This is a genomic window from Nocardia sp. NPDC003482 (assembly GCF_053588115.1).
Genome location: NZ_JBSFPI010000010.1, coordinates 66,656 through 89,956, shown reverse-complemented (window position 1 = coordinate 89,956; position 23,301 = coordinate 66,656). Strand labels below are relative to the sequence as shown.

General features: G+C 70.3%; 23 protein-coding genes. 20 read left to right on the top strand and 3 right to left on the bottom strand.

Annotated elements, in window-relative coordinates; genetic code table 11:
* Positions 1-91 precede the first annotated feature (91 nt).
* The 7 genes from ACWDSJ_RS17440 (at position 92) to ACWDSJ_RS17410 (ending at position 8,508) form a co-directional block, all read left to right on the top strand.
* Positions 92-469, top strand: a complete 378-nt coding sequence (locus ACWDSJ_RS17440) for a YciI family protein (protein ID WP_450033285.1) — start codon at positions 92-94, stop codon at positions 467-469.
* Positions 466-1,707, top strand: coding sequence for an RNA polymerase sigma factor (locus ACWDSJ_RS17435; protein ID WP_450033117.1), 1,242 nt, complete (start codon positions 466-468; stop codon positions 1,705-1,707). The genes ACWDSJ_RS17440 and ACWDSJ_RS17435 overlap by 4 nt, the downstream gene beginning before the upstream one ends.
* Entirely contained in the window at positions 1,704-2,564 is an 861-nt protein-coding gene (locus tag ACWDSJ_RS17430) for a hypothetical protein (protein WP_450033116.1), read from the top strand. Before ACWDSJ_RS17435 ends, ACWDSJ_RS17430 begins: the two co-directional genes overlap by 4 nt.
* 12 nt (positions 2,565-2,576) lie before the next feature.
* The gene (locus tag ACWDSJ_RS17425; protein WP_450033115.1) at positions 2,577-2,918 is read left to right on the top strand and encodes a VOC family protein; all 342 of its coding nucleotides are present in this window, start codon (positions 2,577-2,579) and stop codon (positions 2,916-2,918) included.
* Between the two features lie 92 nt (positions 2,919-3,010).
* Positions 3,011-6,280 (top strand): carboxyl transferase domain-containing protein, encoded by a 3,270-nt coding sequence (locus ACWDSJ_RS17420; RefSeq protein WP_450033114.1) that lies wholly within the window; start codon positions 3,011-3,013, stop codon positions 6,278-6,280.
* Entirely contained in the window at positions 6,274-7,254 is a 981-nt protein-coding gene (locus ACWDSJ_RS17415) for an endonuclease/exonuclease/phosphatase family protein (RefSeq protein WP_450033112.1), read from the top strand. Before ACWDSJ_RS17420 ends, ACWDSJ_RS17415 begins: the two co-directional genes overlap by 7 nt.
* Before the next feature lie 9 nt (positions 7,255-7,263).
* Positions 7,264-8,508, top strand: coding sequence for a serine hydrolase domain-containing protein (locus ACWDSJ_RS17410; protein WP_450033111.1), 1,245 nt, complete (start codon positions 7,264-7,266; stop codon positions 8,506-8,508).
* On the opposite strand, the gene ACWDSJ_RS17405 is transcribed toward ACWDSJ_RS17410, so the two are convergent.
* Entirely contained in the window at positions 8,505-9,095 is a 591-nt protein-coding gene (locus ACWDSJ_RS17405) for a TetR/AcrR family transcriptional regulator (protein WP_387362097.1), read from the bottom strand. The genes ACWDSJ_RS17410 and ACWDSJ_RS17405 overlap by 4 nt on opposite strands.
* A 64-nt stretch (positions 9,096-9,159) precedes the next feature.
* On the opposite strand from ACWDSJ_RS17405, the gene ACWDSJ_RS17400 reads away from it, so the two are divergent.
* The gene (locus ACWDSJ_RS17400) at positions 9,160-10,056 is read left to right on the top strand and encodes an oxidoreductase (RefSeq protein WP_450033109.1); all 897 of its coding nucleotides are present in this window, start codon (positions 9,160-9,162) and stop codon (positions 10,054-10,056) included.
* A 108-nt stretch (positions 10,057-10,164) separates the two neighbouring features.
* Positions 10,165-10,356, top strand: a complete 192-nt coding sequence (locus ACWDSJ_RS17395; RefSeq protein WP_387362101.1) for a DUF3072 domain-containing protein — start codon at positions 10,165-10,167, stop codon at positions 10,354-10,356.
* A gap of 203 nt (positions 10,357-10,559) precedes the next feature.
* Here the strand turns inward: ACWDSJ_RS17395 and ACWDSJ_RS17390 are convergent, their stop codons facing one another.
* The gene (locus ACWDSJ_RS17390) at positions 10,560-10,904 is read right to left on the bottom strand and encodes a VOC family protein (protein WP_450033106.1); all 345 of its coding nucleotides are present in this window, start codon (positions 10,902-10,904) and stop codon (positions 10,560-10,562) included.
* Positions 10,905-11,015: 111 nt separating this feature from the next.
* On the opposite strand from ACWDSJ_RS17390, the gene ACWDSJ_RS17385 reads away from it, so the two are divergent.
* The 8 genes from ACWDSJ_RS17385 to ACWDSJ_RS17350 all read left to right on the top strand — a co-directional run bounded on the left by ACWDSJ_RS17385 (position 11,016) and on the right by ACWDSJ_RS17350 (position 16,594).
* Positions 11,016-11,678 carry a trimeric intracellular cation channel family protein gene (locus tag ACWDSJ_RS17385; RefSeq protein WP_387362314.1) on the top strand — a complete coding sequence of 221 codons (663 nt, stop codon included), beginning with the start codon at positions 11,016-11,018 and terminating at the stop codon, positions 11,676-11,678.
* 195 nt (positions 11,679-11,873) lie between these two features.
* The gene (locus tag ACWDSJ_RS17380; RefSeq protein WP_450033105.1) at positions 11,874-12,236 is read left to right on the top strand and encodes a hypothetical protein; all 363 of its coding nucleotides are present in this window, start codon (positions 11,874-11,876) and stop codon (positions 12,234-12,236) included.
* On the top strand, positions 12,233-12,640 hold the full coding sequence (locus ACWDSJ_RS17375; RefSeq protein WP_450033103.1) for a roadblock/LC7 domain-containing protein: 408 nt from the start codon (positions 12,233-12,235) through the stop codon (positions 12,638-12,640). The genes ACWDSJ_RS17380 and ACWDSJ_RS17375 overlap by 4 nt, the downstream gene beginning before the upstream one ends.
* Before the next feature lie 14 nt (positions 12,641-12,654).
* Positions 12,655-13,026, top strand: a complete 372-nt coding sequence (locus tag ACWDSJ_RS17370) for a hypothetical protein (protein WP_450033101.1) — start codon at positions 12,655-12,657, stop codon at positions 13,024-13,026.
* Positions 13,027-13,072: 46 nt separating this feature from the next.
* Positions 13,073-13,627 carry a hypothetical protein gene (locus ACWDSJ_RS17365; protein ID WP_450033099.1) on the top strand — a complete coding sequence of 185 codons (555 nt, stop codon included), beginning with the start codon at positions 13,073-13,075 and terminating at the stop codon, positions 13,625-13,627.
* Between the two features lie 281 nt (positions 13,628-13,908).
* Positions 13,909-15,441, top strand: coding sequence for an aldehyde dehydrogenase family protein (locus ACWDSJ_RS17360; RefSeq protein WP_450033097.1), 1,533 nt, complete (start codon positions 13,909-13,911; stop codon positions 15,439-15,441).
* A 35-nt stretch (positions 15,442-15,476) separates the two neighbouring features.
* A complete protein-coding gene (locus ACWDSJ_RS17355; protein WP_450033095.1) occupies positions 15,477-15,980 on the top strand; it encodes an SRPBCC family protein in 504 nt (167 codons plus the stop codon).
* Positions 15,977-16,594: a TetR/AcrR family transcriptional regulator gene (locus tag ACWDSJ_RS17350; RefSeq protein WP_450033093.1), complete on the top strand. Its 618-nt coding sequence runs from the start codon at positions 15,977-15,979 to the stop codon at positions 16,592-16,594. The genes ACWDSJ_RS17355 and ACWDSJ_RS17350 overlap by 4 nt, the downstream gene beginning before the upstream one ends.
* A gap of 259 nt (positions 16,595-16,853) precedes the next feature.
* On the opposite strand, the gene ACWDSJ_RS17345 is transcribed toward ACWDSJ_RS17350, so the two are convergent.
* The gene (locus ACWDSJ_RS17345; RefSeq protein WP_450033091.1) at positions 16,854-17,231 is read right to left on the bottom strand and encodes an STAS domain-containing protein; all 378 of its coding nucleotides are present in this window, start codon (positions 17,229-17,231) and stop codon (positions 16,854-16,856) included.
* A 127-nt stretch (positions 17,232-17,358) separates the two neighbouring features.
* On the opposite strand from ACWDSJ_RS17345, the gene ACWDSJ_RS17340 reads away from it, so the two are divergent.
* The 3 genes from ACWDSJ_RS17340 to ACWDSJ_RS17330 all read left to right on the top strand — a co-directional run bounded on the left by ACWDSJ_RS17340 (position 17,359) and on the right by ACWDSJ_RS17330 (position 23,285).
* The gene (locus tag ACWDSJ_RS17340) at positions 17,359-21,951 is read left to right on the top strand and encodes a SpoIIE family protein phosphatase (RefSeq protein ID WP_450033089.1); all 4,593 of its coding nucleotides are present in this window, start codon (positions 17,359-17,361) and stop codon (positions 21,949-21,951) included.
* Complete coding sequence (locus tag ACWDSJ_RS17335; protein ID WP_387362123.1) at positions 21,951-22,238, top strand: STAS domain-containing protein; 288 nt, start codon at positions 21,951-21,953, stop codon at positions 22,236-22,238. The genes ACWDSJ_RS17340 and ACWDSJ_RS17335 overlap by 1 nt, the downstream gene beginning before the upstream one ends.
* Positions 22,239-22,322: 84 nt before the next feature.
* Positions 22,323-23,285: a ferritin-like domain-containing protein gene (locus tag ACWDSJ_RS17330; RefSeq protein WP_450033087.1), complete on the top strand. Its 963-nt coding sequence runs from the start codon at positions 22,323-22,325 to the stop codon at positions 23,283-23,285.
* The last annotated feature ends 16 nt before the right edge of the window (positions 23,286-23,301 follow it).

Sequence of the window (23,301 nt, the reverse complement as noted above, 5' to 3'; positions counted from 1 at the left end):
TTCCTCCGCCGCGCTGTCGAGATACGGTCGGTCTGTTCGTCATCCTCTTGAACCGATCGTCCGACGGAGGAGTGGAGGACCTGTGCAGTACATGTTGTTGATCTACGGATGTGAGCGGCCCGAGGTGGGGGAGCCCGGGTTCGAGGAGGCGTTGGCCCGGGTGAACGGGTTCGCCGAGGAGTGTCGGCGGCGGGGGGCGTTCGTGTGGGGGCGGCCCTTGCAGGGGGAGCACACCGCCACGACGGTGAGTGTGCGGGAGGGGCGGACGTTGATCACGGACGGGCCGTTCGCCGAGACGCACGAACATCTCGGGGGCGCTTACGTTCTCGATTGCCGGGATCTGGACGAGGCGCTGGAGTTGGCGGCGCTGTGTCCGATGGCGGCGCGGGGGACGATCGAGGTGCGGCCCATCGCGCCGGTGCCGGGGCTGTACGAGCGGGTGGCGGATTCGGCGGCCGCCGGGGAATGACCGCCGCGCCGGTCCTGCGGGAGGTGTACCGGGAGCATCGGGCGCGGATGCTCGCGGCGCTGATCCGCGTCCTCGGCGATTTCGAACTCGCCGAGGACGCGTTGCAGGACGCGTGCGCGCTGGCGTTGCGGTCCTGGGCGGACTCGGCGCCCGACGATCCGGTGGCGTGGCTGCTGACCACCGCGCGGAATCGGGCGATCGACCGGATGCGGCGCGCGAAGGTGGGGCGGGAGAAGCTGGCCCAGCTCGGCCCGACGCCCGAGGCGGTGACGATGACGACCGGATTCGACGAGGAGGGCCTGCTCGGGATGGGGGACGAGCGGCTGAGTCTGATCTTCACCTGCTGTCACCCGGCGCTGGCCGAGGACGCGCGGGTGGCGCTGACCCTGCAAGCGGTCGCGGGACTGACCGCCGGGCAGATCGCGGCGATGTTCCTGGTGTCCGAATCGACGTTGGCGCAGCGGCTCGTACGGGCCAAACGCAAGATCCGCGACGCGGGCATCGGCTTGCAGGTTCCGGCGGATTCGCAACTGCCCGAACGACTTTCGGGTGTGCTCGCGGTGTTGTACCTGATCTTCACGCGGGGATACACCGCCGCGCCCGATCGGCCCGAGCGGCGCGCGCTGCCGCGGGAGGCGATCCGGCTCGCCAAGCTGGTCGCGACGCTCATGCCCGACGAACCCGAGGCGCTGGGGTTGGTCGCGCTGCTGCTGCTCCAGGATTCGCGCCGCGCCGCCCGCTACGACGACACCGGGGAGCCGGTGTTGCTGGCCGATCAGGACCGGTCGCGCTGGGATCGGGACGAAATCGCCGAAGCCGTCGGCGTTCTCGACCGCGCCCTGCGGCTGGGCAGGCCGGGACCGTATCAGGTGCAGGCGGCCGTCGCCGCCCTGCACGCGCAGGCGCCCGACGCCGAGCACACCGACTGGGCGGGCATCGCCGCCCTGTACGAGCGGCTGCTGGCCCTGTCCCCGTCGCCGGTGATCGCGCTCAATCACGCGGTGGCGGTGGCCGAGGCATCCACTCCCGCAACGGGTTTGGCGCTCATCGACCGTATCGACGGGCTCGACCGCTATCACCTGCTGCACGCCGCCCGCGCCGATCTGCTGCGCCGCCTCGGCCGCACCGCCGAGGCCGCCGCCGCGTACCGGCGCGCCCACGAACTGGCCGCCAATCCCGCCGACCGCCGCTTCCTCGCCGGGCGGCTGCGCGACCTCGACCTTCCGGAGACCTCATGAGACTGACCATCCTCGACCACGGTCATCGCCGCCGAGCCAAGGTGTTCATGGCGCTGACCTCCGCGACCTCGCGGACCGACAGCCCGGACATCGTGAAGACGCTGCTGTATCGGCCCGGATTCCTCACCCGCCCGCTGCTCGACCTGACCGCCGACGCGATGCGCGGGCCGTCGTATTGGACGGCGGGGGAGCGCGAGTACCTCGCGATGAATACCGCGCGGCTGCACCGGTGTCCGTTCTGTATCGACTCCCACGCCGAACTCACCCGCATCGCCGGGGAGGGGGAGATCGATCCCGATGATCCGTCGTCCGCGCGGCCGGAGTTGCGGGCGGTGTGGGACTTTCTCGAGGTGCTGTGCCGGACGCCCAAGCGCGCGGATATCGGGATGGTCGACGGGGTTCCGCGGGCGGCGGTGCGAGAGGCGTTGCGCGTCAATCTGGTCTGGAACATCGTCAACCGGCTGGCCAACGCGTTCGGATTCGTCCTGCGGGAGGGGCAGTTGCACAGCGGTACCCGGGCGCTGCACCGCTTCGGCTATCGGTTCCCCGGGTTCCTGCTCGCGGGCGGTCCCGCCGCGAAACACGCCGACCCGGTGGACGAGCTGCGGGAGTTGGCGCTCGCCGCGGCGGAGCTGCCCGAACCGTGGCCGTCCTATGTCGCGCTCGTGCGGGACGCCTCCTATCGGATCACCGACGCCGACATCGATCGGCTCACCGCGGCCGGGCATTCCGAGGACGAGATCTTCGAGGTGACGGTCGCGGCGGCCGTCGGCGCGGCACTGGAAACTTTCGACGCCGGGGTTGTCGAGAACGACCGCGGCCGTTCGTCCTCCGGTACGTCAACCGACGATCACTGAGAGGACCACATCATGCCCGGACAGATCAACTGGCTCGAGATCCCCGCCGCCGACACCGCCCAGGCCCGCGCCTTCTACGGGGGCCTGTTCGGTTGGGGCACAGACGAATTCGGCGACGACTACCACGTGATCGGCAACGGCCCGGCCGGGGCCATCGCGCCGCGCGCGGACGGGTTCACCCAGCCACGGGTGTACTTCGCCACCGACGATATCGACGCGTCGATCAAGCGCCTGCACGAACTCGGTGGCAGCAGCGACGGTGCGGAGGCCGTGCCGGGCGTCGGGCGGATCGCGCACTGCCGCGACGACCAGGGCACGCCGTTCAGCCTGTACGAACCGGCCGCCGAGGGCTGATCCGCCGGGCGCACCTGGCACGGGCCGCGCGGTCCACAAGGAATGGGCCACCGGCCGTGCCACGGGACGCCCGGTCTCGATACGGTCTCCCGGTGAACAACCTGCGTTTCGAGCGTCTGCTGGTGGCCAACCGGGGGGAGATCGCGTGTCGCGTGTTCCGGTCCGCGGCGTCGGCGGGGCTGACGACCCTCGGTGTCCGCTCCGCCGACGAGCGGGACGCGTTGCACATCCGGCGGTGCGATGAGGTCGTGGAGTTGCCCGGGGCCGGACCGGCGGCGTATCTGGATGTCGCGGCGCTCGTGTCGGCCGCGGCCGCCGCGCGGGCGGACGCGGTGCATCCCGGGTACGGATTCCTTTCCGAGAGCGCGGAATTCGCGCGGGCGTGCGCGGCCGAGGGGATCGCGTTCGTCGGGCCGTCGCCGGAGACGCTGGAGCTGTTCGGCGACAAGGCGCGCGCCCGGGCGCTGGCGATCGAGGCCGGGGTGCCCGTGCTGCCGGGTACCGAGGGCGCGACCTCCCTCGCGCAGGCGCGGGCCTTCTGGGAGCGGGAGGCCGCCGAACGCGACGCCGCGATCATGGTCAAGGCGATCTCCGGCGGCGGGGGCCGGGGCGTGCGGGTCGTGCGGGCCGCCGCGGAACTCGAACGGGCCGTGGCCGATTGCGCGGCCGAGGCGCGGGCCGCGTTCGGCGACGACGCGCTCTACGTGGAACGCTTCCTGCCCTGCGCCCGGCACGTCGAGGTGCAGGTGGCGGGCGACGCGTCCGGCGCGGTGACGCATCTGTGGGACCGCGATTGCAGTGTGCAGCGGCGGCATCAGAAGCTGATCGAGATCGCGCCGAGCGCGGTGCTGCCCGAACCGCGCCGGAACGCACTGCTCGACGCCGGGGTCGCGATCGCCGAACGCGCCCGCCTGCGCGGGGTCGCGACCGTCGAATTCCTGGCCACGCCCGAGGGCGAGTTCTACTTCCTCGAGGTCAATCCGCGCATCCAGGTCGAGCACACCGTCACCGAGGAGGTGCTGGGAATCGATTTGGTGGACATCCAGTTCCGGCTCGCCGCGGGCGAGTCGCTGGCCGCGCTGGAGCTCGCCGGGACGCGGCCGCGCGGGGTCGCCGTGCAGGTCCGGATCAATGCCGAAACGCTGCTCGACGACGGAACCGTGGCGGCGTCGGGCGGCGCGCTGACCGAATTCGACCTCGCCGCCGGAGCGGGCGTGCGCACGGAGGTGAGCGGGTATCGGGGGATGACGGTGAATCCGCGCTTCGATTCGCTGCTGGCCAAGGTGATCGTGCACGGCCGCGATCTCGACGCGGCGGCCCGGCTGGCCGCGCGGGTGCTTGCCGAGAGCCGGATCGGCGGTGTGGAGACCACTCTCGGATTGCAGCGTGCCGTCCTCGAGCATGCGGACTTCCGTGCCGGAGTCTGCGATACGACCTGGTTCGAGCGGAACCTGCCCGAATTACGCGCGCGGGCAAAGGAATTCATCGATCCGACGACCGAAACCGTGCCGGATCTCGGCGACGATCTCGCGGGGGAGGTGGTGCGTTCGAGCACCGGCGGGGCCGTGGTCGAGGTGCTGGTCGGGGTGGGCGACGTGGTGGCTCGCGGTCAGACGCTGCTGCTGATCGAGGCGATGAAGATGCGGCATCCGGTGGTCGCGACGGTGCCGGGGACCGTGCTCGCGATTCCGGTCGCGGTGGGCAGTGTGGTGTCCGAGGGCACGGCGCTGGTCGCGCTGGAACCCGGTGCGGCGGAAGGGGATTCGGCGGCCGACGCGCGGATCGATCCCGAGGAGATGCCGCCGGTGGTCGGGGAGCTGCTCGCGCGGCGGGCACTCCGGTACGACGCGGCGCGGCCGGACGCGGTCGCCAAGCGGCACCGGCTCGGGATGCGGACGGCGCGGGAGAACATCGCGGCGGTCACCGATTCCGGATTGGACGTCGAGTACGGCGGATTCGCGGTCGCGGCGCAGCGCGCGCACCGATCGCTGGCGGAGCTGGAGGCCAAGACGATCGCGGACGGCATCGTCACCGGCCTGGGCCGGGTCAACGGCGATGTGTTCGACCGTGAGCGGTCGACCTGCGCGATCCTCGCCTACGACTACACGGTCATGGCGGGCACGCAGGGCTACTACAACCATCAGAAGACCGATCGGGTGCTCAACGTCGCGCGCGAAAGACGGTTCCCCGTCGTGCTTTTCGCCGAGGGCGGGGGCGGGCGGCCCAACGACACCGACGCGCCCATCGTGGCGGGGCTGCACTATCCGACCTTCGCCGCCATGGGCCGGCTCAGCGGCACCGTGCCGACGGTCGGGGTGGTGGCGGGCCGCTGCTTCGCGGGCAATGCCGCGCTGCTCGGGCTGTGCGATGTGGTGATCGCGACCGAGAACAGCAATATCGGCATGGCAGGGCCCGCCATGATCGAGGGCGGAGGGCTGGGGGTGTTCGCGCCGGAGGACATCGGGCCGATCGGGGTGCAGCGCCGCAACGGCGTGGTCGATGTGGTGGTGGCCGACGAGACCGAGGGCGCGGGGGTGGCGCGGCGGTACCTGTCCTATTTCCAGGGGGATCTGCCCACGGCCGAGGTCGCCGACCAACGGCTGTTGCGGCACGTCGTTCCGGCGGATCGCAAGCGCGCCTACGATATTCGCGCCGCAATCGACATCCTCTTCGATCTCGGGTCGGTGCTGGAGCTGCGGCGGGATTTCGCGCCCGCGGCGATCACCGCGCTCGCGCGGCTCGACGGCAGACCGGTCGGGGTCGTCGCCAATCAGCCGACCGTGAACGGCGGGGCGATCGACGCGTCCGCCGCCGACAAGCTGGCCCGGTTCCTGAACCTGTGCGACGCCTACGCGTTGCCGGTCGTATCCCTCTGCGACACACCGGGTTTCATGGTCGGACCGGAGGCGGAGAAGGACGCGGGGGTGCGGCGGTTCGCGCGGCTGTTCGTGCTCGGCGGCAATATGACCGTGCCGACGGCGACCATCGTGCTGCGCAAGGGATACGGGCTCGGGGCGCTCGCCATGGCGGCCGGGGGTTTCCACAACACCGCGCTCACGATCGCTTGGCCCACAGGGGAATTCGGCGGGATGGGACTGGAGGGCGCGGTGCGGTTGGGCGCCCGCGACCACCTCGCCTCGATCGAGGACGAGGCGGAACGGCGGCGGCAGTTCGACGCGCTGGTGGCCGCGGCCTACGAGCACGGCAGCGCGGTGAACGCGGCGCGGCATCTGGAGATCGACGAGGTCATCGATCCGGTCGAGACGCGGGACGTGCTCGCCGCGGCGCTGCTGTCGCGACCGGGACCGCTGCGGGACGGGTGGATCAACGCGCGGCGGCGGGTGGGGGTGGACACGTGGTGACGGGATCGGCGCGGCGGCGGCCGGTGTTCGCGATCGTCGTGGCCGTGCTGGCGTGGATCGCGACGGTGACGGGAGCGTTCGGGATCGCGGCGCACTTCAGTGGATTGTCCTGGCGGCCAGCCGTTCTGGCGGCCTCGGTCGCGCCTTACGCGATGGCCGTCGCGGTCCTGGGGGCGGTGGCGTTCGCGGTGCAGCGGCGGTGGATCGGGGCGGGTGTCGCACTGGCGGTGGTGGCCGCCGCGCTGGCGACGCAGGCGCCGTTGTACGTGGGCGGGGCGGACGCGGGCGGCGGGCGGCAGGTGGTGGTGATGCAGGCCAATCTGCTGTTCGACGGGGCCGATCCGGCGCAGTTCGTCGAGCTGGTGCGCGCTCGGGAGGTGGAGGTGCTCACCGTGAACGAGGTCACGGTGGGGGCGGTCGAGGCGCTCGGGCGGGCGGGGCTGGATCGGCTGCTGCCGTATCGGTACGTCTCGCCCGCGCGCACGGCCGCCGGGACGGGGATCTGGAGTCGATATCCGTTGTCCGACACCGTCGAATACGACGGGTATGTGCTCAATCAGCTCTCGGCGACGGCCGCGATACCGGATGTCGGGCCGGTGTCGGTGTACGCGTTCCATCCGATTCCGCCGGTGCTCGACGCCGGGGTGTGGGCCGACGAATTGGCAAGGCTGCGTGCGGTTCTGGGGCGCGCGCCCGCGGGTCGGCCCGTGCTCGTGGGTGGCGACTTCAACGCCACCTACGATCATCGGCAGTTCCGGGCGCTGGCGTCCGGGCGGTTCCGCGACGCCGCCGAACAGGCCGGGGCGGGGCATCTGGTCACCTACCCGACCGACAAGCGCTGGCCGCCGCTGGTCGGCATCGATCACATCCTGGTCGCGGGAGGGCACGCCGCGCGGGTGGAGACGGTGTCGCTGCCCGGGTCGGACCATCGGGGCCTCGCCGCGCACATCCGGCTCGTGCGGCCGGATCTCTAGGATGGGCGGATGGCTGTTGACTCGTTGGTGACCATCGCCGGGGATCTCGACGCGGTGACGACCGTCGGGCCCGAGGACGAGCCGGGCGCGGCGGGACTCACCGACGGGACGGTCGAGGCGGTGTGGGAGTCGGTGCGCGGGTGGTACCGGCTGGGGACCACGCCCGCCATCCAGGTGTGCCTGCGGCGCAACGGGAAGATCGTGCTGAACCGGGCCATCGGGCACGGGCGGGGCAACGATCCCGGCGACGGACCGGACGCGGAGAAGGTGCTCGCCACGCCGGACACCCCGTTCTGTGGGTTCTCCACGGCCAAGGGGGTGGCGGCGACGGTGATGGCGATGCTCGTCGAGGACGGCGTGTTCGCGCTGGAAGATCCTGTGTGCCAGTACATTCCGGAGTTCGCGGCGAACGGGAAGGGTGCGATCACCATCGGGCACGTGCTGTCGCATTCGGCGGGGGTGCCGTTCCTGACCGGGCCGTATCGCGGGTTCGACACGGTGGTGGACGAGGAGTTGGCGGTGCGGGCGCTGACCGAGCTGCGGCCGAGCTGGCCGCCGGGACGGTTCCGGGTGTATCACGCGTTGACCAGCGGGTTGATCCAACGGTTGCTGGTGCGGCGGGCGACGGGCAAGCGGATGCGCGAGCATCTGCGCGAACGGGTGTTGCGGCCGTTGGGCTTCCGGTGGACCAACTTCGGCGTCGCGCCCGCGGATGTGGACGCGGTGGTGGCGGGGGTGCGCGTCGGTCCCGGGCCGTCGCGGGTGTGGCGCGCGCTGGCGCGTAAGGCGCTCGGCGGTGGGATGGGCGGCATGTCGGAGGAGGCGACGCGGGCGTTCCTCACCGCGGAACTGCCGTCCGGGAATCTCGTGACGACCGCGTACGAGCTGTCGCGCTTCTACGAAATGCTCGCGCGCGGAGGGGAATTGGACGGTGAGTGGATTCTGCGGCCGGACACGTTGCGGTGGGCCATCGCGCCCGCCGAGCGGATTCCGGGGGTGGCGGGGCGGGTGAGCCGGGCCGGGTTCGAGTTGGGCGGGCGGCGGTCGAAATTCGGGCGGCACACCGAAAACCATTTCGGGCGAAGCGGTCTGACGACGCAGTACGGGTGGGCCGATCCGGCGCGGGGGTTGTCGGGGGCGATTCTGACCAGCGGTAAGGCCACCGGGGATATGAAGCGGCCGTGGGAGTTGTGCGCGTTGATCTCTCGGCGGGTGGAGCGGCTCGCGCCGGGGGAGCGGGTGTTCGCGGTCTAGGGGCGGGCGCCGCGCAGGAACTGTGTGGCGGCGGTCGCGACGATCTCGTCCAGGGATTCCGGGGGGACCATGCCGCCGTTGACGAGCGAGGCGATGCCCTGCATCGTCGCGAACAGGACGACGCCGATTCGTTCGGGCGGGCCCGCCTCGAGGTCGCCCTGCCGCTGACCTTGCACGATCAGGTCGTTCATCAGGCCCATGGGCGCCTCGGCCGCGGCCACCAGGTGCGCGGCGTCGGGGCGGTGCTTACCGGCGTACATCAACTCCAGCAGGGCGGCGTTGTCTACGGCGAAGCGGATGTAGGCCGTCATCGTGGCCAGCACGCGGGCGGGGAAGTCGTCGGCGGCCTCGGCCAGCGCCGCGCGCAGCGCGAAATCCATTCGGGCGAAACCGGATTCGGCGAGGGCGTCGAGCAATGCCTGGCGATTGGGGAAATGACGGCGCGGGGCGGCGTGGCTGACGCCGATCTCGCGGGCCAGATCCCGCAGCGTCACCTGGTCCGCACCGCGCTCGCGCAGGCCGCGTTCGGCCGCGTCGAGCAGGGCGGTGCGGAGATTGCCGTGGTGATAGGGGCGGTCGTCGGGCACGAGACACATGCTAGCAAAAATGTTTCCGTTGACGACATTGTTTCCACTGACTACTTTGTAGCTCATGACAACATTCTCGGTTTCGGACATTCCCTCGCAGGCGGGGCGCACGATCGTGGTCACGGGGGCCAACAGCGGGATCGGCCGGGCGGCGGCCCGGGCGCTGGCCGCCAAGGACGCGCGGGTGGTGCTCGCCGTGCGCGATCCGGACAAGGGGCGGGCGGCGGCGGCCGAGATGGGCGGGCGCACCGAGGTGCGGCGGCTCGATCTGGCCGACCTCGACTCGGTGCGGACGTTCGCCGCGGAGCTCACCGAACCGGTCGACGTCCTGATCAACAACGCGGGCGTCATGTTCCCGCCGTTGACGCGGACCCGTGACGGCTTCGAATTGCAGTTCGGCACAAACCATCTCGGGCATTTCGCGCTGACCAATCTGCTGCTGCCGCGCATTCGGGGGCGGGTGGTGACGGTGTCGTCGAACGGGCATCGGGCGGGGTCGATCGACTTCGACGATCTGAACTGGGAGCGCCGGACCTATCGGCCGATGGGCGCGTACGCGCAGTCGAAACTGGCGAATCTGCTGTTCACCGCCGAATTGCAGCGGCGGCTCGAGGAGGCGGGGTCGCCGGTGATCGCCACCGCCGCGCATCCCGGGGTGGCGGCGACGAATCTGGTGCGGTTCGACGGGCGGCGGGTGCGCTATCTCGTGGGGAAGGCGATCGCCGGACTCCTGGCCCAGAGCGACGCGGACGGGGCGTTGCCGACCCTGTTCGCGGCGGTGGCGGAGGTCCCGGGCAACAGCTACGCGGGGCCGAGCGGGTTCCTCGAGGGGCGCGGTGCGCCGAAGCTCGTCGGTCGCTCGGACCGGGCGCGCGACGCCGAGACGGCCCGTCGGCTGTGGGAGGTGTCGGCGGAGTTGACCGGGGTCGGGTTCCCGCGCCTTGCGCCGCAAGGGGTTTGACGCCGGGATCGTGTCCCGGCCGGGGCCGTTCGCCGGGATGTGATTGAAGATCGGGCGCTCGGGTAATCGGCGGTCGAACACATGTTCAGCCGACTGTGAGGAGGGATCATGGTGCAGCCGAATCCGGAGAAGGATCCCGAGGAGTGGACCACCGGTGACGAGCCGATGACGGGGCCGCAGGAGTCCTACCTGCAAACGCTGGCGCAGGAGGCGGGCGAGGAGGTGCCGGAGGGGTTGACGAAGGCGCAGGCTTCGCAGCTCATCGACGATTTGCAGCAGCGGACCGGGCGGGGGGCTTGATGGGGGCTGACGTGGCCCTGCGCTCTGCGGCGCACGCGGCGCGGGGCGTGACGCGGGCCTGCGTTCTGTGGGGTGCCGGGTGTGAGGCGTGATGCGGCCCTGCGTTTCGCGGGGCCTGACGCGACCCTGTGGCGCACCGGGCGTGGCTCGGTGCGCCGCAACGGGTTTCGTGGTTGTTGCTCGCGTGAGATGGGTGGGGGGCTTCAGGACTGGGCGAGGCCGATGATGTTGCCCTGGGGGTCCTTGACGATGGCTACCTGCTTGCCGCCGCCTACGTCGTGGGGCTCCTCGGTGACGGTGGCGCCCGCTTCGACCAGGGATTTGACGTGGGCCTGGATGTCGTCGACGGCCCAGAAGGGGGTGCCGCCGGTCATGCCGCGGTCGGCGCCGTTGGGGACCAGGCCGACCGCGAGGCCCGCGGCGGTCTCGAAGTGGACGTAGTAGGGCTGATCGATCGCCGGTTCGGTGCCGAGCAGCGTCGTGAACTGGGCCTTGGCGGCGTCGATGTCGGTCACGGGGTAGAGGATCGCGTCCAGTGTGTTCGTCATGGGGGAAACGCTATGGCGGCGGGGCGCTCCCGGGCTTCTCGATTCCTGACCGGATTCGGCGAGGTTGTCTCGCGGCCCGCGGGCGTGGTAGCCACAGGTGTGCTGATCTCGATGTGCGCGTCCCTGGCGGGGACCTCGCAGCTGGATTCCGCGGTGACGACGGCCCAGCAGGTGGGCGACCGGTTGGGCACCTTCGCGTTCGCGGTGTCGGGGGCGTTGCTGGCGGTGGAGAAGAAGTTCGACATCGTGGGGATCGTGACGCTCGCGGCGGCGACCGCGGTCGGCGGTGGCATCGTGCGCGATCTGGTGATCGGCGCGCATCCGCCGCTCGCGTTCACCGACCTGTCGTATCTGGGCATCGCGGTGGTGGCCGCGCTGTGCGTGTTCGTGTGGCATCCGCCCGAACGGCTCACCGGCCGCCCGCTCGACGTCGCCGACGCGATCGGCCTCGGGGTGTTCTGTGTGACAGGCACTTTGGTGGCCGCGCGCGCCGGACTGGGCGGGCCCTCGGCCGTGCTGCTCGGCGCGGCGACCGCGGTCGGCGGCGGTGCGCTGCGGGACGTGCTCGCCAACGAGATCCCGCGAATCCTGCGGCGGGACAGCGAGATCTACGCCATCCCCGCCCTGCTCGGCGCGACCGCCACCGCGGTACTGCTGCACTACGGGCGTTACTCGAGTTTGGCGGGGACGCTCGTGATCCTGGCGGTCGTCACCGTACGCGTGCTCGCGTTGCGCTATCGGTGGCGAGCCCCTCGGGCGCGGCGCAGGTCGTGACGGTTCAATATTGAAAACGCAAGATTGCGTTCTGGGCTGTGATATGGAATTGATTCGCGCGATAGTCGAAGGATATGACCGCGCGCCCGCGGTGGCATTCTTACAGCGCTTGTCGCCCCTGCGGAACGGGTGGTACTGTGCGAATCCGGTATTGGGCCGTCTGCCATAGTGCGCGGCTATCACGTTGGAGTAAAAGTGAATTTGGACGATGCCCTCAGGGATGGCATGTCCGTGGACGGGGCGCTGGGTATCGCGCTGGTCGATCACACCAGTGGAATGATTCTCGGTAAGCAGGGGGGCAATTCTCTGCTCGATATGGATGTGGCGGGGGCCGTGCTCACCGAGGTATTCCGAGCCAAGGTCAATGCGATCGAGGCATTGCAACTCGACGACGAGGTCGAGGATATTCTCGTCACGCTCGGGTCGCAATATCACATCATCATGCCGTTGGCGGATCGAGGCTCGTTGTTCCTGTATCTCGTGCTCGACCGGAAACGGGGAAATCTCGCCCTGGCCCGGCATCTGCTGCGCCGGATCGAACAGGCGGTTCGGGTGTGAGCCGGCGGCTGACCATCGCCCTGAGCGAACCGCGCAAGGTCGCCGACCTGCTGACCGCGGTGTGCGCGGACATCGACGACGCGGCGTACGCTTTCCTCGCGAGCCGGGACGGGCTGGTCATCGCGGCCAGTGGGGCGGCCGACGAGGCGTCGGAAAGCGAAGTGGCGCTGCGGGGCTCGGCGCTCGCGTCCGCGGCAGTCGGCATCGGCGACCATTTCGCGGTGCTGTCGTCGCACGGACGGCTGCAAGCCACGCTGTTCGAATCCGAGCGCGGCTGCGTCGGCATCTACCCGATGAGCAGCACCGTGCTGCTCGTGGTGGGCACCGCGCAGGCGGTGAACCTTGGTCGGCTGAGCGCGGCGGCGAAGAAGATCATCTCGGCCCTCCAGGAACCGAACGGATAAAGGGAATCAAGCACATGTCGAATATGGATGTCGCGCTGAAGGACATGATGTCGGTGGACGGCGCGCTCGGCGCGGCCGTGGTCGACTACCACAGCGGGATGGCACTGGGCACGCTCGGCGGCTCCAAGGACCTGGACCTCCAGGTCGCCGCCGCGGGCAATACCGAAGTGGTGCGGGCGAAGCTGCGCACCATCGAGCAGCTGGGGATGCAGGACGACATCGAGGACATCCTCATCAGCCTGTCCAGCCAGTACCACATCATCCGGCCGATGACCGACGCCCGCTCCAAGGGCTTGTTCCTCTACCTCGCCCTCGATCGCTCGCGCGGCAACCTCGCTTTGGCTCGGCATCGGTTGAAGACCATCGAGCAGGAGTTGGAGGTATAGGGCTGGCTTCGTGGCCGTCGCGCGGGGTTCGAGGTCTAATGGCCCGGTGGGTGTGACGCGGCGGATTTCGGTGGTGGGGACCTCGGGGTCGGGGAAAAGCACGCTGGCGCGGCGGATTTCGGAGCGGCTCGGGGTCGCCTACGTGGAGCTGGATGCCATTCATCATCAGGCGGATTGGCAGCCCTTGGGGGAGAGCGAGTTTCGGGCCGCGGTGGCGGAGCGGCTCGCCGTCGGGGGGTGGGTCGCCGATGGGAACTATCGGGGGAAGCTGGGGGATCTGGTCTGGCGGCAGGCCGATACCGTGGTGTGGTTCGATCTGCCGCTGGCATTGGTGATGACGCAGGTCGTCCGGCGGACCCTGCTGCGCCTGGTGCTGCGGCGCGAGTTGTGGAACGGCAACCGGGAGCGCTGGCGCGACCTGCTCTCCCGCGACCCGCAGCGTTCGATCATCATGTGGGCGTACCGATCCCACGCGACCAATCGCGCCCGGTTCCTCGCCGCCGAGCGGGATCCGGAGTTCGCGCACCTGACGTTCGTGCGGGTGCGCTCGCATCGCGAGGCCGAGGCGTTTGTTGCGTCGTTGCCCGTATTCAAGCCGTAGCCGGGTGCCCATGGGGGCAGTGCGTTGCCCGTGTCGAAGCCGTAGCCGGGTGTCCAATGAGGGCGGTGCGTTGCCCGTATCGAAGCCGTAGCTGGGTGTCCATTGAGGGTGGAGCGCAACCCGTAGCCAACTATCGACCACCCGGAACATCGAGTTGTCCACTCAGCGGGACAGATCCGTCGAATCGGTCATACACGGCTCTCGCGTACGTATGATTCGGTCTCGTCTGCCAGGCATGACGGGTAGTGAAGAGAAACGCGTTTCACGTTCGAGGAGAGCTCATGGCCATCGTTCGCTCGGTTCCCGAGACCGCCGACGGGCGCCGTCGGCTCGCTCTGGACAGTCCGGTCGATCGGCGGCCCATCGATGAGATCGAGGTCGCCACCGCCGCGGATGTGGCGAGCGCCGTGGCGAAAGCGCGTGCGGCGCAGGCTGAGTGGGGTGCGCGGTCGGTGAAGGACCGGGCGGCCGTGGTGCGGGCGGCGGTCGAGGTGCTCGTGGCGCGGCGGGACGAGGTCGTCGCCACCGTGTGCGCGGAGACCGGTAAGCCGCGGGTCGAGGCGCTGATGGTGGAGATCGTGCCGTCGTGCGACTTCATCAACTACTGGAGCGCGCACGCGGACAAGACGCTGCGACCTCGGCGGCAGAGGCTGCACGGGTCGCTGCGGATGCTGAAGAAGCTCTACATCCAGCAACAGCCGCTCGGCGTGGTCGGGGTGATCACCCCGTGGAACGGGCCGTTCGTGCTCTCGCTCAACCCGGTGGTGCAGGCGCTGCTGGCCGGAAACGCCGTGCTGCTCAAGCCTTCCGAGGTGACGCCGCGCTCGGGCGAATGGGTCGCGCGCATCCTGCACGAGGCCGGGGTGCCCGAGGACGTGTTGCAGGTCCTGCACGGCGACGGCGAGACCGGGGCGGCGCTGGTCGGCGCGGACATCGACAAGGTGTGCTTCACCGGCAGCGTCGGCACCGGCCGCAAGATCGCCGCCGCGTGCGCCGAACGGTTGCTGCCCTACACGCTCGAACTGGGCGGCAAGGACGCCATGATCGTCTGCGCGGACGCCGATATCGAGCAGGCCGCGGCGGGCGCGGTGTATCTGTCGATGTTCAACACCGGGCAGGTGTGTATGAGCGTCGAGCGGATCTATGTCGTGGAGAGCGTCGCCGACGAATTCGTCCGGCGCGTCACCGAGATCGCGCGCGCGGTCACTTACGGGCCCGGCGAGGCCGATATGGGTCCGTTGTTCTGGGACCGTCAGCTCGATGTCATCACGCGGCATCTGGACGACGCGAAGACCAAGGGGGCCGACATCGTGGTCGGCGGCGCGCCCGCGACCGGGGAGGGGCTGTACTTCCAGCCGACCGTCGTCGTCGACGCCACGCACGAGATGCAGCTCATGACCGAGGAGACCTTCGGGCCGATCGTCACCATCACCCGGGTACGGGACGAGGACGAGGCGATCCGGCTGGCCAACGACTGCAAGTACGGGCTGAGCGGCTCGGTGTTCACCAAGGACGCCGCCAAGGCGCGCCGCATCGCCGCCCGGCTGCACACCGGTTCGGTGGTGCACAACGACGCGTCGGTCGTGTACGGGGTGCCCGAGGCGCCGTTCGGCGGGCGCAAGGACAGCGGGGTCGGGCGGGTCAACGGGACCGACGGGCTGTTGGGGTTCACCCACGCCCAGCCCGTGCTCATCGACCGCGGTTTCGAGCAGGGCAGCATTCGATACCCGTACTCGGAGAAGGCGATTCGCAATCTGGAAAGCATGATTCGGTACGGGTTCGGTACCAAGTTGGGCCGTCGGCTCACCTCCTGACCCCGCCGAATCCGTAGACGACCGAGAGGTAACCCGTGCCCGAACTCCATCCGTGCGAACTCGTGGACGCGTCGTTCACCGCGACCGCGCGGCACCGCTTCGTCAACAGCGTCGAGTTGGCCGTCACGCCCGAGCAGGTGTTCGAGGTGCTGGCCCAGGCCGGCACCTGGCCGAAGTGGGCGTCGGTGATCACCCATGTCGAGTGGACCAGTCCGGAACCGCGCGGGGTGGGCACGACGCGCACCGTGCGGATGCGGGCGGGGATGGTCGGCGACGAGGAGTTCCTGGTGTGGGAACCGTTCCGGCGCATGGCGTTTCGGTTCAATGCTTCGACGGTCAAGGGGATCACGGCGTTCGCGGAGAACTACGATATCGTGCCGACCGCCGAGGGGTGCCGGTTGACCTGGACCCTCGCCATGAGCGGGGATCGGGCGACCGAGGTGTCGCTGCGGCTGTTCCGGCCGGTGATGAATCTGACGTTCCGCCGCTTCCTGCGGAAGCTGCGCACGCTGACCGACCGGCGGTACGCGGCCGTATGAGGCGGGCGCCCTGGAACGGTTCGCCGCCACGGGATTCCGCCGAGGCGCGCGCCCGCATCATCGACGCGGCGATGCGCTGTATCGATCGGCACGGCGCGGGTAAGGCGCGGCTGTCGGACGTGGCGGCGGAACTCGGCGTGATCCGGCAGACGGTCTATCGCCATTTCCCCAGTACCGAGGACCTTTTCGCGGCGGTCGGCCACGCGGCCGCCGAGGAGTATCTCGAGCGCCTCCTCACCCACCTGCGCGGTATCACCGATCCCGCCGAGATGGCCGTGGAGGCCGTCGCCTACACCGTCGAGCGCCTGCCGCACGACCGCTACCTCGGCCTGCTGCTGTCCGCCGGCCAGCCCACGGTCTTCTCCCGCGCCGCCACCGGCGAGGTCGCCTTCGACATCTCCCGCCGCCTCTTCGAACGCTCCGAGATCGATTGGGCCGCACACGGTTACACCGGCCCCACCCTGACCGAGGTCATCGAATACCTGCTGCGCGTTTTGCTCTCGTTCGTGGTCGACCCCATGCCCGCCACCCGAAACGGGGCCGAATTGCGCGCGTTCCTGCGCCGCTGGGTCGCGCCCGCGATCACGGCGGGAGCCGTGGTGCCGGTGCGCTGAGTCGGGGGCTTGTGGCCCGGTGAATCAGCAGGCGCGGCAGTGGGCCTTGCGCCCTGGCGAATCAGCAGGCGTGCGAGTCGGTGGGCTCGTGGCCAGGCGAGTCAGCAGACGTGAGGGTCGGGCCTTCGCCTCCGCTTAATCGGCAGTGCGGGAGTCGGTGGGCTTGTGGCCCCGACGAATCAGCAGGCGCGGCTGTGGAGCCTTGCGCCTCCGTTGAATCAGGCAGGCGTGGGAGTCGGGGGCTTGTGGCCCCGGCGAATCAGCAGGCGTGGGAGTCGGATTCCGGGGTGAGGTGGGTGAGGGCTTCGTCGACTGTGGGGGTGAAGTTGAGGAGGCGGTCGAGGCCTACTACCTCGAAGAGGTGGCGGAGGTCGGGGGTGGCGGCGGCCAGGAGGAGGGGGCAGTTCGCGGATTCGGCTCGCTGGTGGGCGGTGAGGAATACCGAGATGCCGGTGGAATCGCAGTAGAGCAAGGGGGAGAGGTCGAGGATCACGCCGCCGCCGGGGGTGAAGGGGAGGTCGTCGAGGACGGCGGTGAGTTGGGGGGAGGTGAAATGATCCAGTTCCCCGCTCACCGTCAGTACCTGGATGTCACTGCGGCGGACGTCGTGGGTGATGGTGAGAGTCGGTCTGGTCACGGTTCTCCTGGTAGTTCGGGGTCGGTGATCAGCATGCCCAGCTTCGTCGAAGTTATGCCATTGCGCCTACGCTTCGGTACCGGGAGTGGAACGATCATTCGCGCGAGGCCGGAAGAGAGGACAGCCGATGGCGGGCAGCCGGGGCGTCTTCGCCGCGGACGACGAGGTGGGACGCGATCTGGCGGCGGTGGATTGGGCCGCCACGCCGCTCGCCGATCCGCGGGGCTGGCCGCAGAGTCTGCGGACCGCGGTGAACATTCTGCTGTCGTCCCGGTTCTCGATGTGGATGGCGTGGGGCCCGGAGCTGACGTTCTTCTGCAACGCCGCCTACCGCCGGGACACGCTGGGCCGGAAGTATCCGTGGGCGCTGGGCCGTCCGGCGCGGCAGGTGTGGGCGGAGATCTGGCACGACATCGGCCCGCGCATCGAGAGCGTGCTGGCCACCGGCGAGGCGACCTGGGACGAGGCGCTGCTGCTGTTCCTGGAACGGTCGGAGTATCGGGAGGAGACCTACCACACCTTCTCCTACAGCCCCTTGCGCGACGACGCGGGCGCGGTGGTGGGGATGCTGTGCGTGGTCAGTGAGGAGACCGAACGGGTCATCGGGGCGCGGCGGATGGCGACGCTGCGCGATCTGGGCTCGGACCCGTCCGTGATCCGTACCGAAGGGGAGATGCTGGATTTCGTTGCGGCGCAACTGGCCCGCAACCCCCGCGATCTGCCCTTCACCCTGCTCTATCTGTTCGACGGCGACGGCCTGGCCCGGCTACGGGCGAGCAGCGGGATCGGTACGGGACATCCGGCGGCCCCGGCGGAGCTGACCGCGGACCCGGCGGACCCGTGGCCGCTGGCGGCGGGCCCCGAGCCGATCCCGCTCGACGATCCGCGCTTCGGGGAGCTGCCGACCGGCGAATGGGCCGAGCCGCCGACCCACGCGCTGGTGGTTCCGCTTCGGCGGCAAGGGGATTCGCCGCTGGGGCTGCTCGTCGCGGGATTGAACAGGTATCGGCCGATCGACGCGGCGTACCGGGATTTCGTCCAGCTCGTCGCCGGGCATCTCGCGGCCGGGATCGCGGGGGCGCGGGGGTATGCCGAACAGCGCCGCCGCGCCGAGGAACTGGCCGAACTCGATCGGGCGAAGACCATCTTCTTTGCCAATATCAGCCACGAGTTCCGCACGCCGCTCACCCTGATCATGGATCCGGTACGGGAGTTGCGCGAGCGGCTGGGCGAGGCCGATCCGGCGGTGCGCGCGGATCTGGAACTGGTGCACCGCAACGGTTTACGGCTCGGCAAGCTGGTGAACTCGCTGCTGGACTTCTCGCGTATCGAGGCCGGGCGGATGCGGGCGCGTCACGAGCCGGTCGAGCTGGCCGGGCTCACCGCCGAATTGGCGAGCGTGTTCCGGTCGGCGGTGGAGAAGGCCGGGCTGCGGCTCGAGGTCGACTGCCCGCCGTTGCCGCGGCCGGTGTACGTCGATCGGGGCATGTGGGAGAAGGTGATCCTGAACCTGCTGTCGAACGCGCTGAAGTTCACCTTCGAGGGAACGATTCGGGTGGCGGTCCGGGAGGACGGCGGGGAGGCCGTGGTGACCGTCGCCGATACCGGGGTGGGGGTGCCCGCGGCGGAGATGCCGCGGCTGTTCGAGCGGTTCCATCGCGTCGAGAACGCCCGCGCCCGCTCGCACGAGGGCAGCGGCATCGGGTTGGCGTTGGTGCGGGAGTTGGTCGTGCTGCACGGCGGGACCATCGACGCGGAATCGGCCGAAGGGGTCGGGACCAGTTTCACGGTGCGGCTGCCCTTCGGGCGGGCGCATCTGGCCGACGCCGCGATCGCCGCGCCCGGCGAGGCGCCCGTGGCGGACGACAGCGCCGAACCCTATGTGCAGGAGGCGTGGCGGTGGCTGCCGGACGCCGAGTCGGATGCCGAAGTCGTTGCGGCGGTGAGTAATTCGCCCGACGCGCGGGTGCTGGTGGCCGATGACAACGCCGATATGCGGGATTACCTGACCCGGCTGTTGCGCGGCGCGGGCTATCGGGCCGAGGCGGTCGCCGACGGTCGCGAGGCCCTGAACGCGGTGCGCGCGGGGGTGCCGGATCTGGTCGTCGCCGATGTGATGATGCCCGGTCTGGACGGGCTGGCGCTGGTGAACGCGCTGCGCGCCGATCCGCGCACGGCGTCGGTGCCGGTGGTGCTGCTGTCGGCCCGCGCGGGGCAGGAGGCGTCCGCGGAGGGGCTGCGGGCCGGGGCGGACGACTACCTGGTGAAGCCGTTCGCCGCGGCCGATCTGCTGGCCCGGGTGCGCGCCACCATCGAGCTGGCCCGGCTGCGCGGGCACCATTCGCGGTGGCGTGCGGCGCTGATCGACTCGTTGCAGGAGGCGTTCTTCGTCTGCGACGCGACGGGTGCGGTCATCGAGATCAACGCGGCGTTCACCGACACCCTCGGCTACGGCCCCGAGGGCCTGCCGTACCGGCCGATCCACCCCTGGTGGCCCCGCGCCGAATCCGACCCCCAAGCGGTCGCCTTGATCGAGCGCGTCTTCGCCGGCGTCCGCCGCGAGAGCCGCGGCACCCACACCGTCCCCGCCGTCCACCGCGACGGCCGCCGCCTCTGGCTCCGCCTCGCCTGCAACGAGGTCCGCGACCCCGACACCGGCCGCCGCGCCCTGGTCGGCACCCTCCGCGACGTCACCGCCGAACGCTATGCCGCCCAACGCGAAACGGCCCTCGCCGCTTTGAGCACCCGCATCGCCGACGCCACCAACCCGAGCGCCGTGGTAGCGGTGGCCATCGATGAACTGAAGCGCCTCTGGCATGCGGAGGAGGTCATCGCCGCGTTGTTCACCGACGATGAGGCCCCCACGATCACGAGCACGGAGGACCAGCGGCCGCGGAACGTGCCGACGGCACCCAGCGAGGCGTCCGCGCGTCCGGGGGCGACCGGCGGCGAGGTGTCGCCGCATCGGGAGTCGCTGTCGGAGCGGGAGATTGGGGCCGAGGGGGAGTCGCCGTCTGTCCCGCCGACTTGTGGCGAGGGCCGGGAGTCTTTGTCGGAGCAGGAGATTGGGGCCGAGGTACCCTCTCGTCGGGATTCGCTGTCGGAGCGGCAGACTCGGGCCGATGGGTCGTCCTGTGGGGAGTCGCCGTCCGATAGCGAGGTGTCTTCGGGTCGGGAGTTGCTGTCGGAGCAGGAGATTGGGGCCGAGGCGCCCTCGCGTCGGGAATCGCTGTCGGAGCAGCAGTCCGTGGTCGCTGGGTCGTCGCGGGGGGAGTCGCGGTCCGTTTCGCCAACTGGCGATGAAGTGCTTTCGGGGCGGGAGTCTCTGGCCGAGCCGCTGAGTGGGGCTGAGGGGGTGGCGGGTTCAGAGGTGTTGTCCGAGTGGGGGAGTGGGGGGCGGTGGGAGGTGTTGGACGAGGCGGTTCGGGGGGTTTTGGAGCGGGTGGCGGGGGAGGTGCCTTTGCGGGTGGTGGGGGAGGGGAGTTGGGTGGGGGTGGGGGTGGGGCATCCGGAGGGGCGGTTGGCGGTGGTGGTGGAGTTGGGGAGGAGGGGTGGGTTCGGGCGGGAGGACGAGCAGTTGTTGGGGTTGTTGGCGGGGCATGTGGCGCAGGCGTTGACTCGGGCGCACGATATCGATCAGCAGCGGGCTACGGCCATCGCGTTGCAGCGGGCGATTCTGGGGCCCGCGCGGTTGCCGGCGGGGTTCGCCGTGCGGTACGAACCCGCCACGCGGCCTTTGGAAGTCGGCGGGGACTGGTACGACGTGGTGCCGTTGCCGGACGAGCGGATCGGGATCGTGGTGGGCGACTGCGTGGGGCACGGGCTGGCGGCGGCCGCGGTGATGGGGCAGTTGCGCAGCGCGTGTCGCGCCCTGCTGCTCGAACAGGCAAGTCCCGCACAGACTCTCGCGGCGCTCGACCAGTTCGCGGCGGGTGTGCCGGGGGCGCGCTTCACCACCGTGTTCTGCGGCGTTCTCACGCCCGAGACGGGGGAGCTGAGTTACGCCAGCGCGGGGCATCCGCCGGGGATCCTCACCCGGCGCGACGGCACCGTGGCGCTGCTCGACGCGGGCCGCTCGCTCCCGCTGGCGGTGCGGCCGGGAAACGTTCGCCCGCAAGCGGATTGCCGTATCCCGCCGCGCGCCACGCTGATGCTCTACACCGACGGGCTGGTCGAACGCCGCCGCCGCTCGCTGACCGTCGGCATCGAGCAGGCGGGCGACGCGCTGCGGGAGGGCCGCGGCCTGATCGTCGACGAACTGGCGACCCGGATCATGGCGCGCATGGCGCCCCGGGAGGGATTCGTCGACGACGTGGCGCTGCTGCTCTACCGGCATCCCGCGCCGCTGGACATCGTCTTCCCCGCGATCGCCGCGCAGATCCCGCCCGTGCGGCACGCGTTACGAGACTGGTTGCGGCGCAGCGATATTCCCCGCGCGCTCGCCCAGAACATCCTCGTCGCCGCGGGGGAGGCGTGCGCCAACGCCATCGAACACGGCCACCGCGACGCGCCCGGCCAGGACATCCGGCTGCGGGCCGAGGTGTCGATGGATCGGCTCGAGCTCACCGTCTCCGACACGGGCCGCTGGAAGACGCCCGATCCGGTCCGCAACAGCCACCGCGGCCGCGGAACGCATCTGATGCGCGCCCTCATGGAACACGTGGACATCACCTCCACGCCCACCGGAACGACCGTCGCCATGAAGACGAGGATCCCCTGATGCCCACGCCCCTCTCCTTCGCGCACGGCCGCCGCGCCGACGGGACGCCCGTGCTCACCGCGATCGGCGAGATCGACATGTCCAACGCGAAAACCTTTGCCGCCGAACTGGATCGGGACTCCGGTCCGCTGGTGGTCGATCTCGTCGGCGTCGAATATCTGGACAGCGCGGGGTTGAGTCTGCTGTTGCAGCACGCCGACCGGCTCGAGCTGATCGCGACCTCGTTGCTCGAACCGGTGCTCGAGCTGTCCGGTCTGGCGGAGTTGACGACGATTCACCGCGCCTGACGTTATCCCGCGACGGGGGCGGGTAGCCGAATCACTGGTGCATCGTTGCGCCGCATCGAGAGTCGACGTCGAAGGACGAGATCCATGAGCACACACGACACCACCACCCTGCTGACCCAGTTACGCGCGATCCTCGAGCTCACCCACACCGAAACCCAAGTGGCCGAGACCCGGATCGCGCAGGCGCGCACCGAGGCCGTGCGCCGCGAGCTGACGGAGAACGCCGACAACGCGCGTGCCCGCGCGGCCGATATCGAGGCCGCGATCCGCGAGCTGGGCGGTTTTCCGGAGGTGGTCGGTCCCCTTCTCGGGCGGGCCGCCGCCACGGTCAAGGCGATCGCGGAGCAGGCCCAGCCGTTCGACGAGGCCCTGCTCGGCGACCTCGCGCTGGAACATCAGCTGCTCGACCGGGCGCGCTATGTCAAGGCGCTGGCCACCACCGCCGAACGGCCCGAGGTGGTCGAGTTGGCGGATCGGCTGGTCACCGCGCACGCGGCGACCGTCGACTGGCTGACCACGGTGCTGGCCGAGGACGCGCTCGGCGGCCCGGCGGCCTTGCGCCGCACGCCTTTCCAGGCGGCGACGGGGACGATGGTGAAGCTGGTGGTCATTCCGGTCACCTGGTATACGCGTGGGCTGGACCGCGCGCTGGACGCGTTCCGCAATACGCCGCCCACGCTCAACGAGTTGTTCTCGCGGGGGGCGCGCGCGGGTGAGGTGGCGGCCGAGACCGTCACGGCCTCCCGCGACGCCGCGCTCGAGGCGGCCGAACGGGTCACCCGCCGGGAGGGGGCCGACGAGGCGGCCGACAGCCTGCACGCCACCCGCGCCACGGTCGGCGTGCTCGAGCCCGGTGAGCTGCCGATTCCGGACTACGACAACCTGACCACCAATCAGGCCGTGGCCGCGATCAAGCAGCTGGACGATCCGGCCGATGTGCGGGTGGTGCTCGCCTATGAGGAGGCGCACAAGAAGCGGCAGGGTGTGGTCTCGGCCGCACAGACGCGGGTGGCCGCGATCGCCCAGGAGGTGACGGGGCTGGACTGAGCCCGAATTCGATTGT

Coding starts and splice junctions, on each gene's coding strand:
- ACWDSJ_RS17390 (WP_450033106.1), bottom strand. CDS start 10,904: ATGACGAACACACTGGACGCGATCCTCTACCCCGTGACCGACATCGAC.
- ACWDSJ_RS17340 (WP_450033089.1), top strand. CDS start 17,359: ATGGCGGGCAGCCGGGGCGTCTTCGCCGCGGACGACGAGGTGGGACGC.
- ACWDSJ_RS17425 (WP_450033115.1), top strand. CDS start 2,577: ATGCCCGGACAGATCAACTGGCTCGAGATCCCCGCCGCCGACACCGCC.
- ACWDSJ_RS17400 (WP_450033109.1), top strand. CDS start 9,160: ATGACAACATTCTCGGTTTCGGACATTCCCTCGCAGGCGGGGCGCACG.
- ACWDSJ_RS17330 (WP_450033087.1), top strand. CDS start 22,323: ATGAGCACACACGACACCACCACCCTGCTGACCCAGTTACGCGCGATC.
- ACWDSJ_RS17440 (WP_450033285.1), top strand. CDS start 92: ATGTTGTTGATCTACGGATGTGAGCGGCCCGAGGTGGGGGAGCCCGGG.
- ACWDSJ_RS17385 (WP_387362314.1), top strand. CDS start 11,016: ATGTGCGCGTCCCTGGCGGGGACCTCGCAGCTGGATTCCGCGGTGACG.
- ACWDSJ_RS17335 (WP_387362123.1), top strand. CDS start 21,951: ATGCCCACGCCCCTCTCCTTCGCGCACGGCCGCCGCGCCGACGGGACG.
- ACWDSJ_RS17395 (WP_387362101.1), top strand. CDS start 10,165: ATGGTGCAGCCGAATCCGGAGAAGGATCCCGAGGAGTGGACCACCGGT.
- ACWDSJ_RS17435 (WP_450033117.1), top strand. CDS start 466: ATGACCGCCGCGCCGGTCCTGCGGGAGGTGTACCGGGAGCATCGGGCG.
- ACWDSJ_RS17350 (WP_450033093.1), top strand. CDS start 15,977: ATGAGGCGGGCGCCCTGGAACGGTTCGCCGCCACGGGATTCCGCCGAG.
- ACWDSJ_RS17430 (WP_450033116.1), top strand. CDS start 1,704: ATGAGACTGACCATCCTCGACCACGGTCATCGCCGCCGAGCCAAGGTG.
- ACWDSJ_RS17410 (WP_450033111.1), top strand. CDS start 7,264: ATGGCTGTTGACTCGTTGGTGACCATCGCCGGGGATCTCGACGCGGTG.
- ACWDSJ_RS17370 (WP_450033101.1), top strand. CDS start 12,655: ATGTCGAATATGGATGTCGCGCTGAAGGACATGATGTCGGTGGACGGC.
- ACWDSJ_RS17360 (WP_450033097.1), top strand. CDS start 13,909: ATGGCCATCGTTCGCTCGGTTCCCGAGACCGCCGACGGGCGCCGTCGG.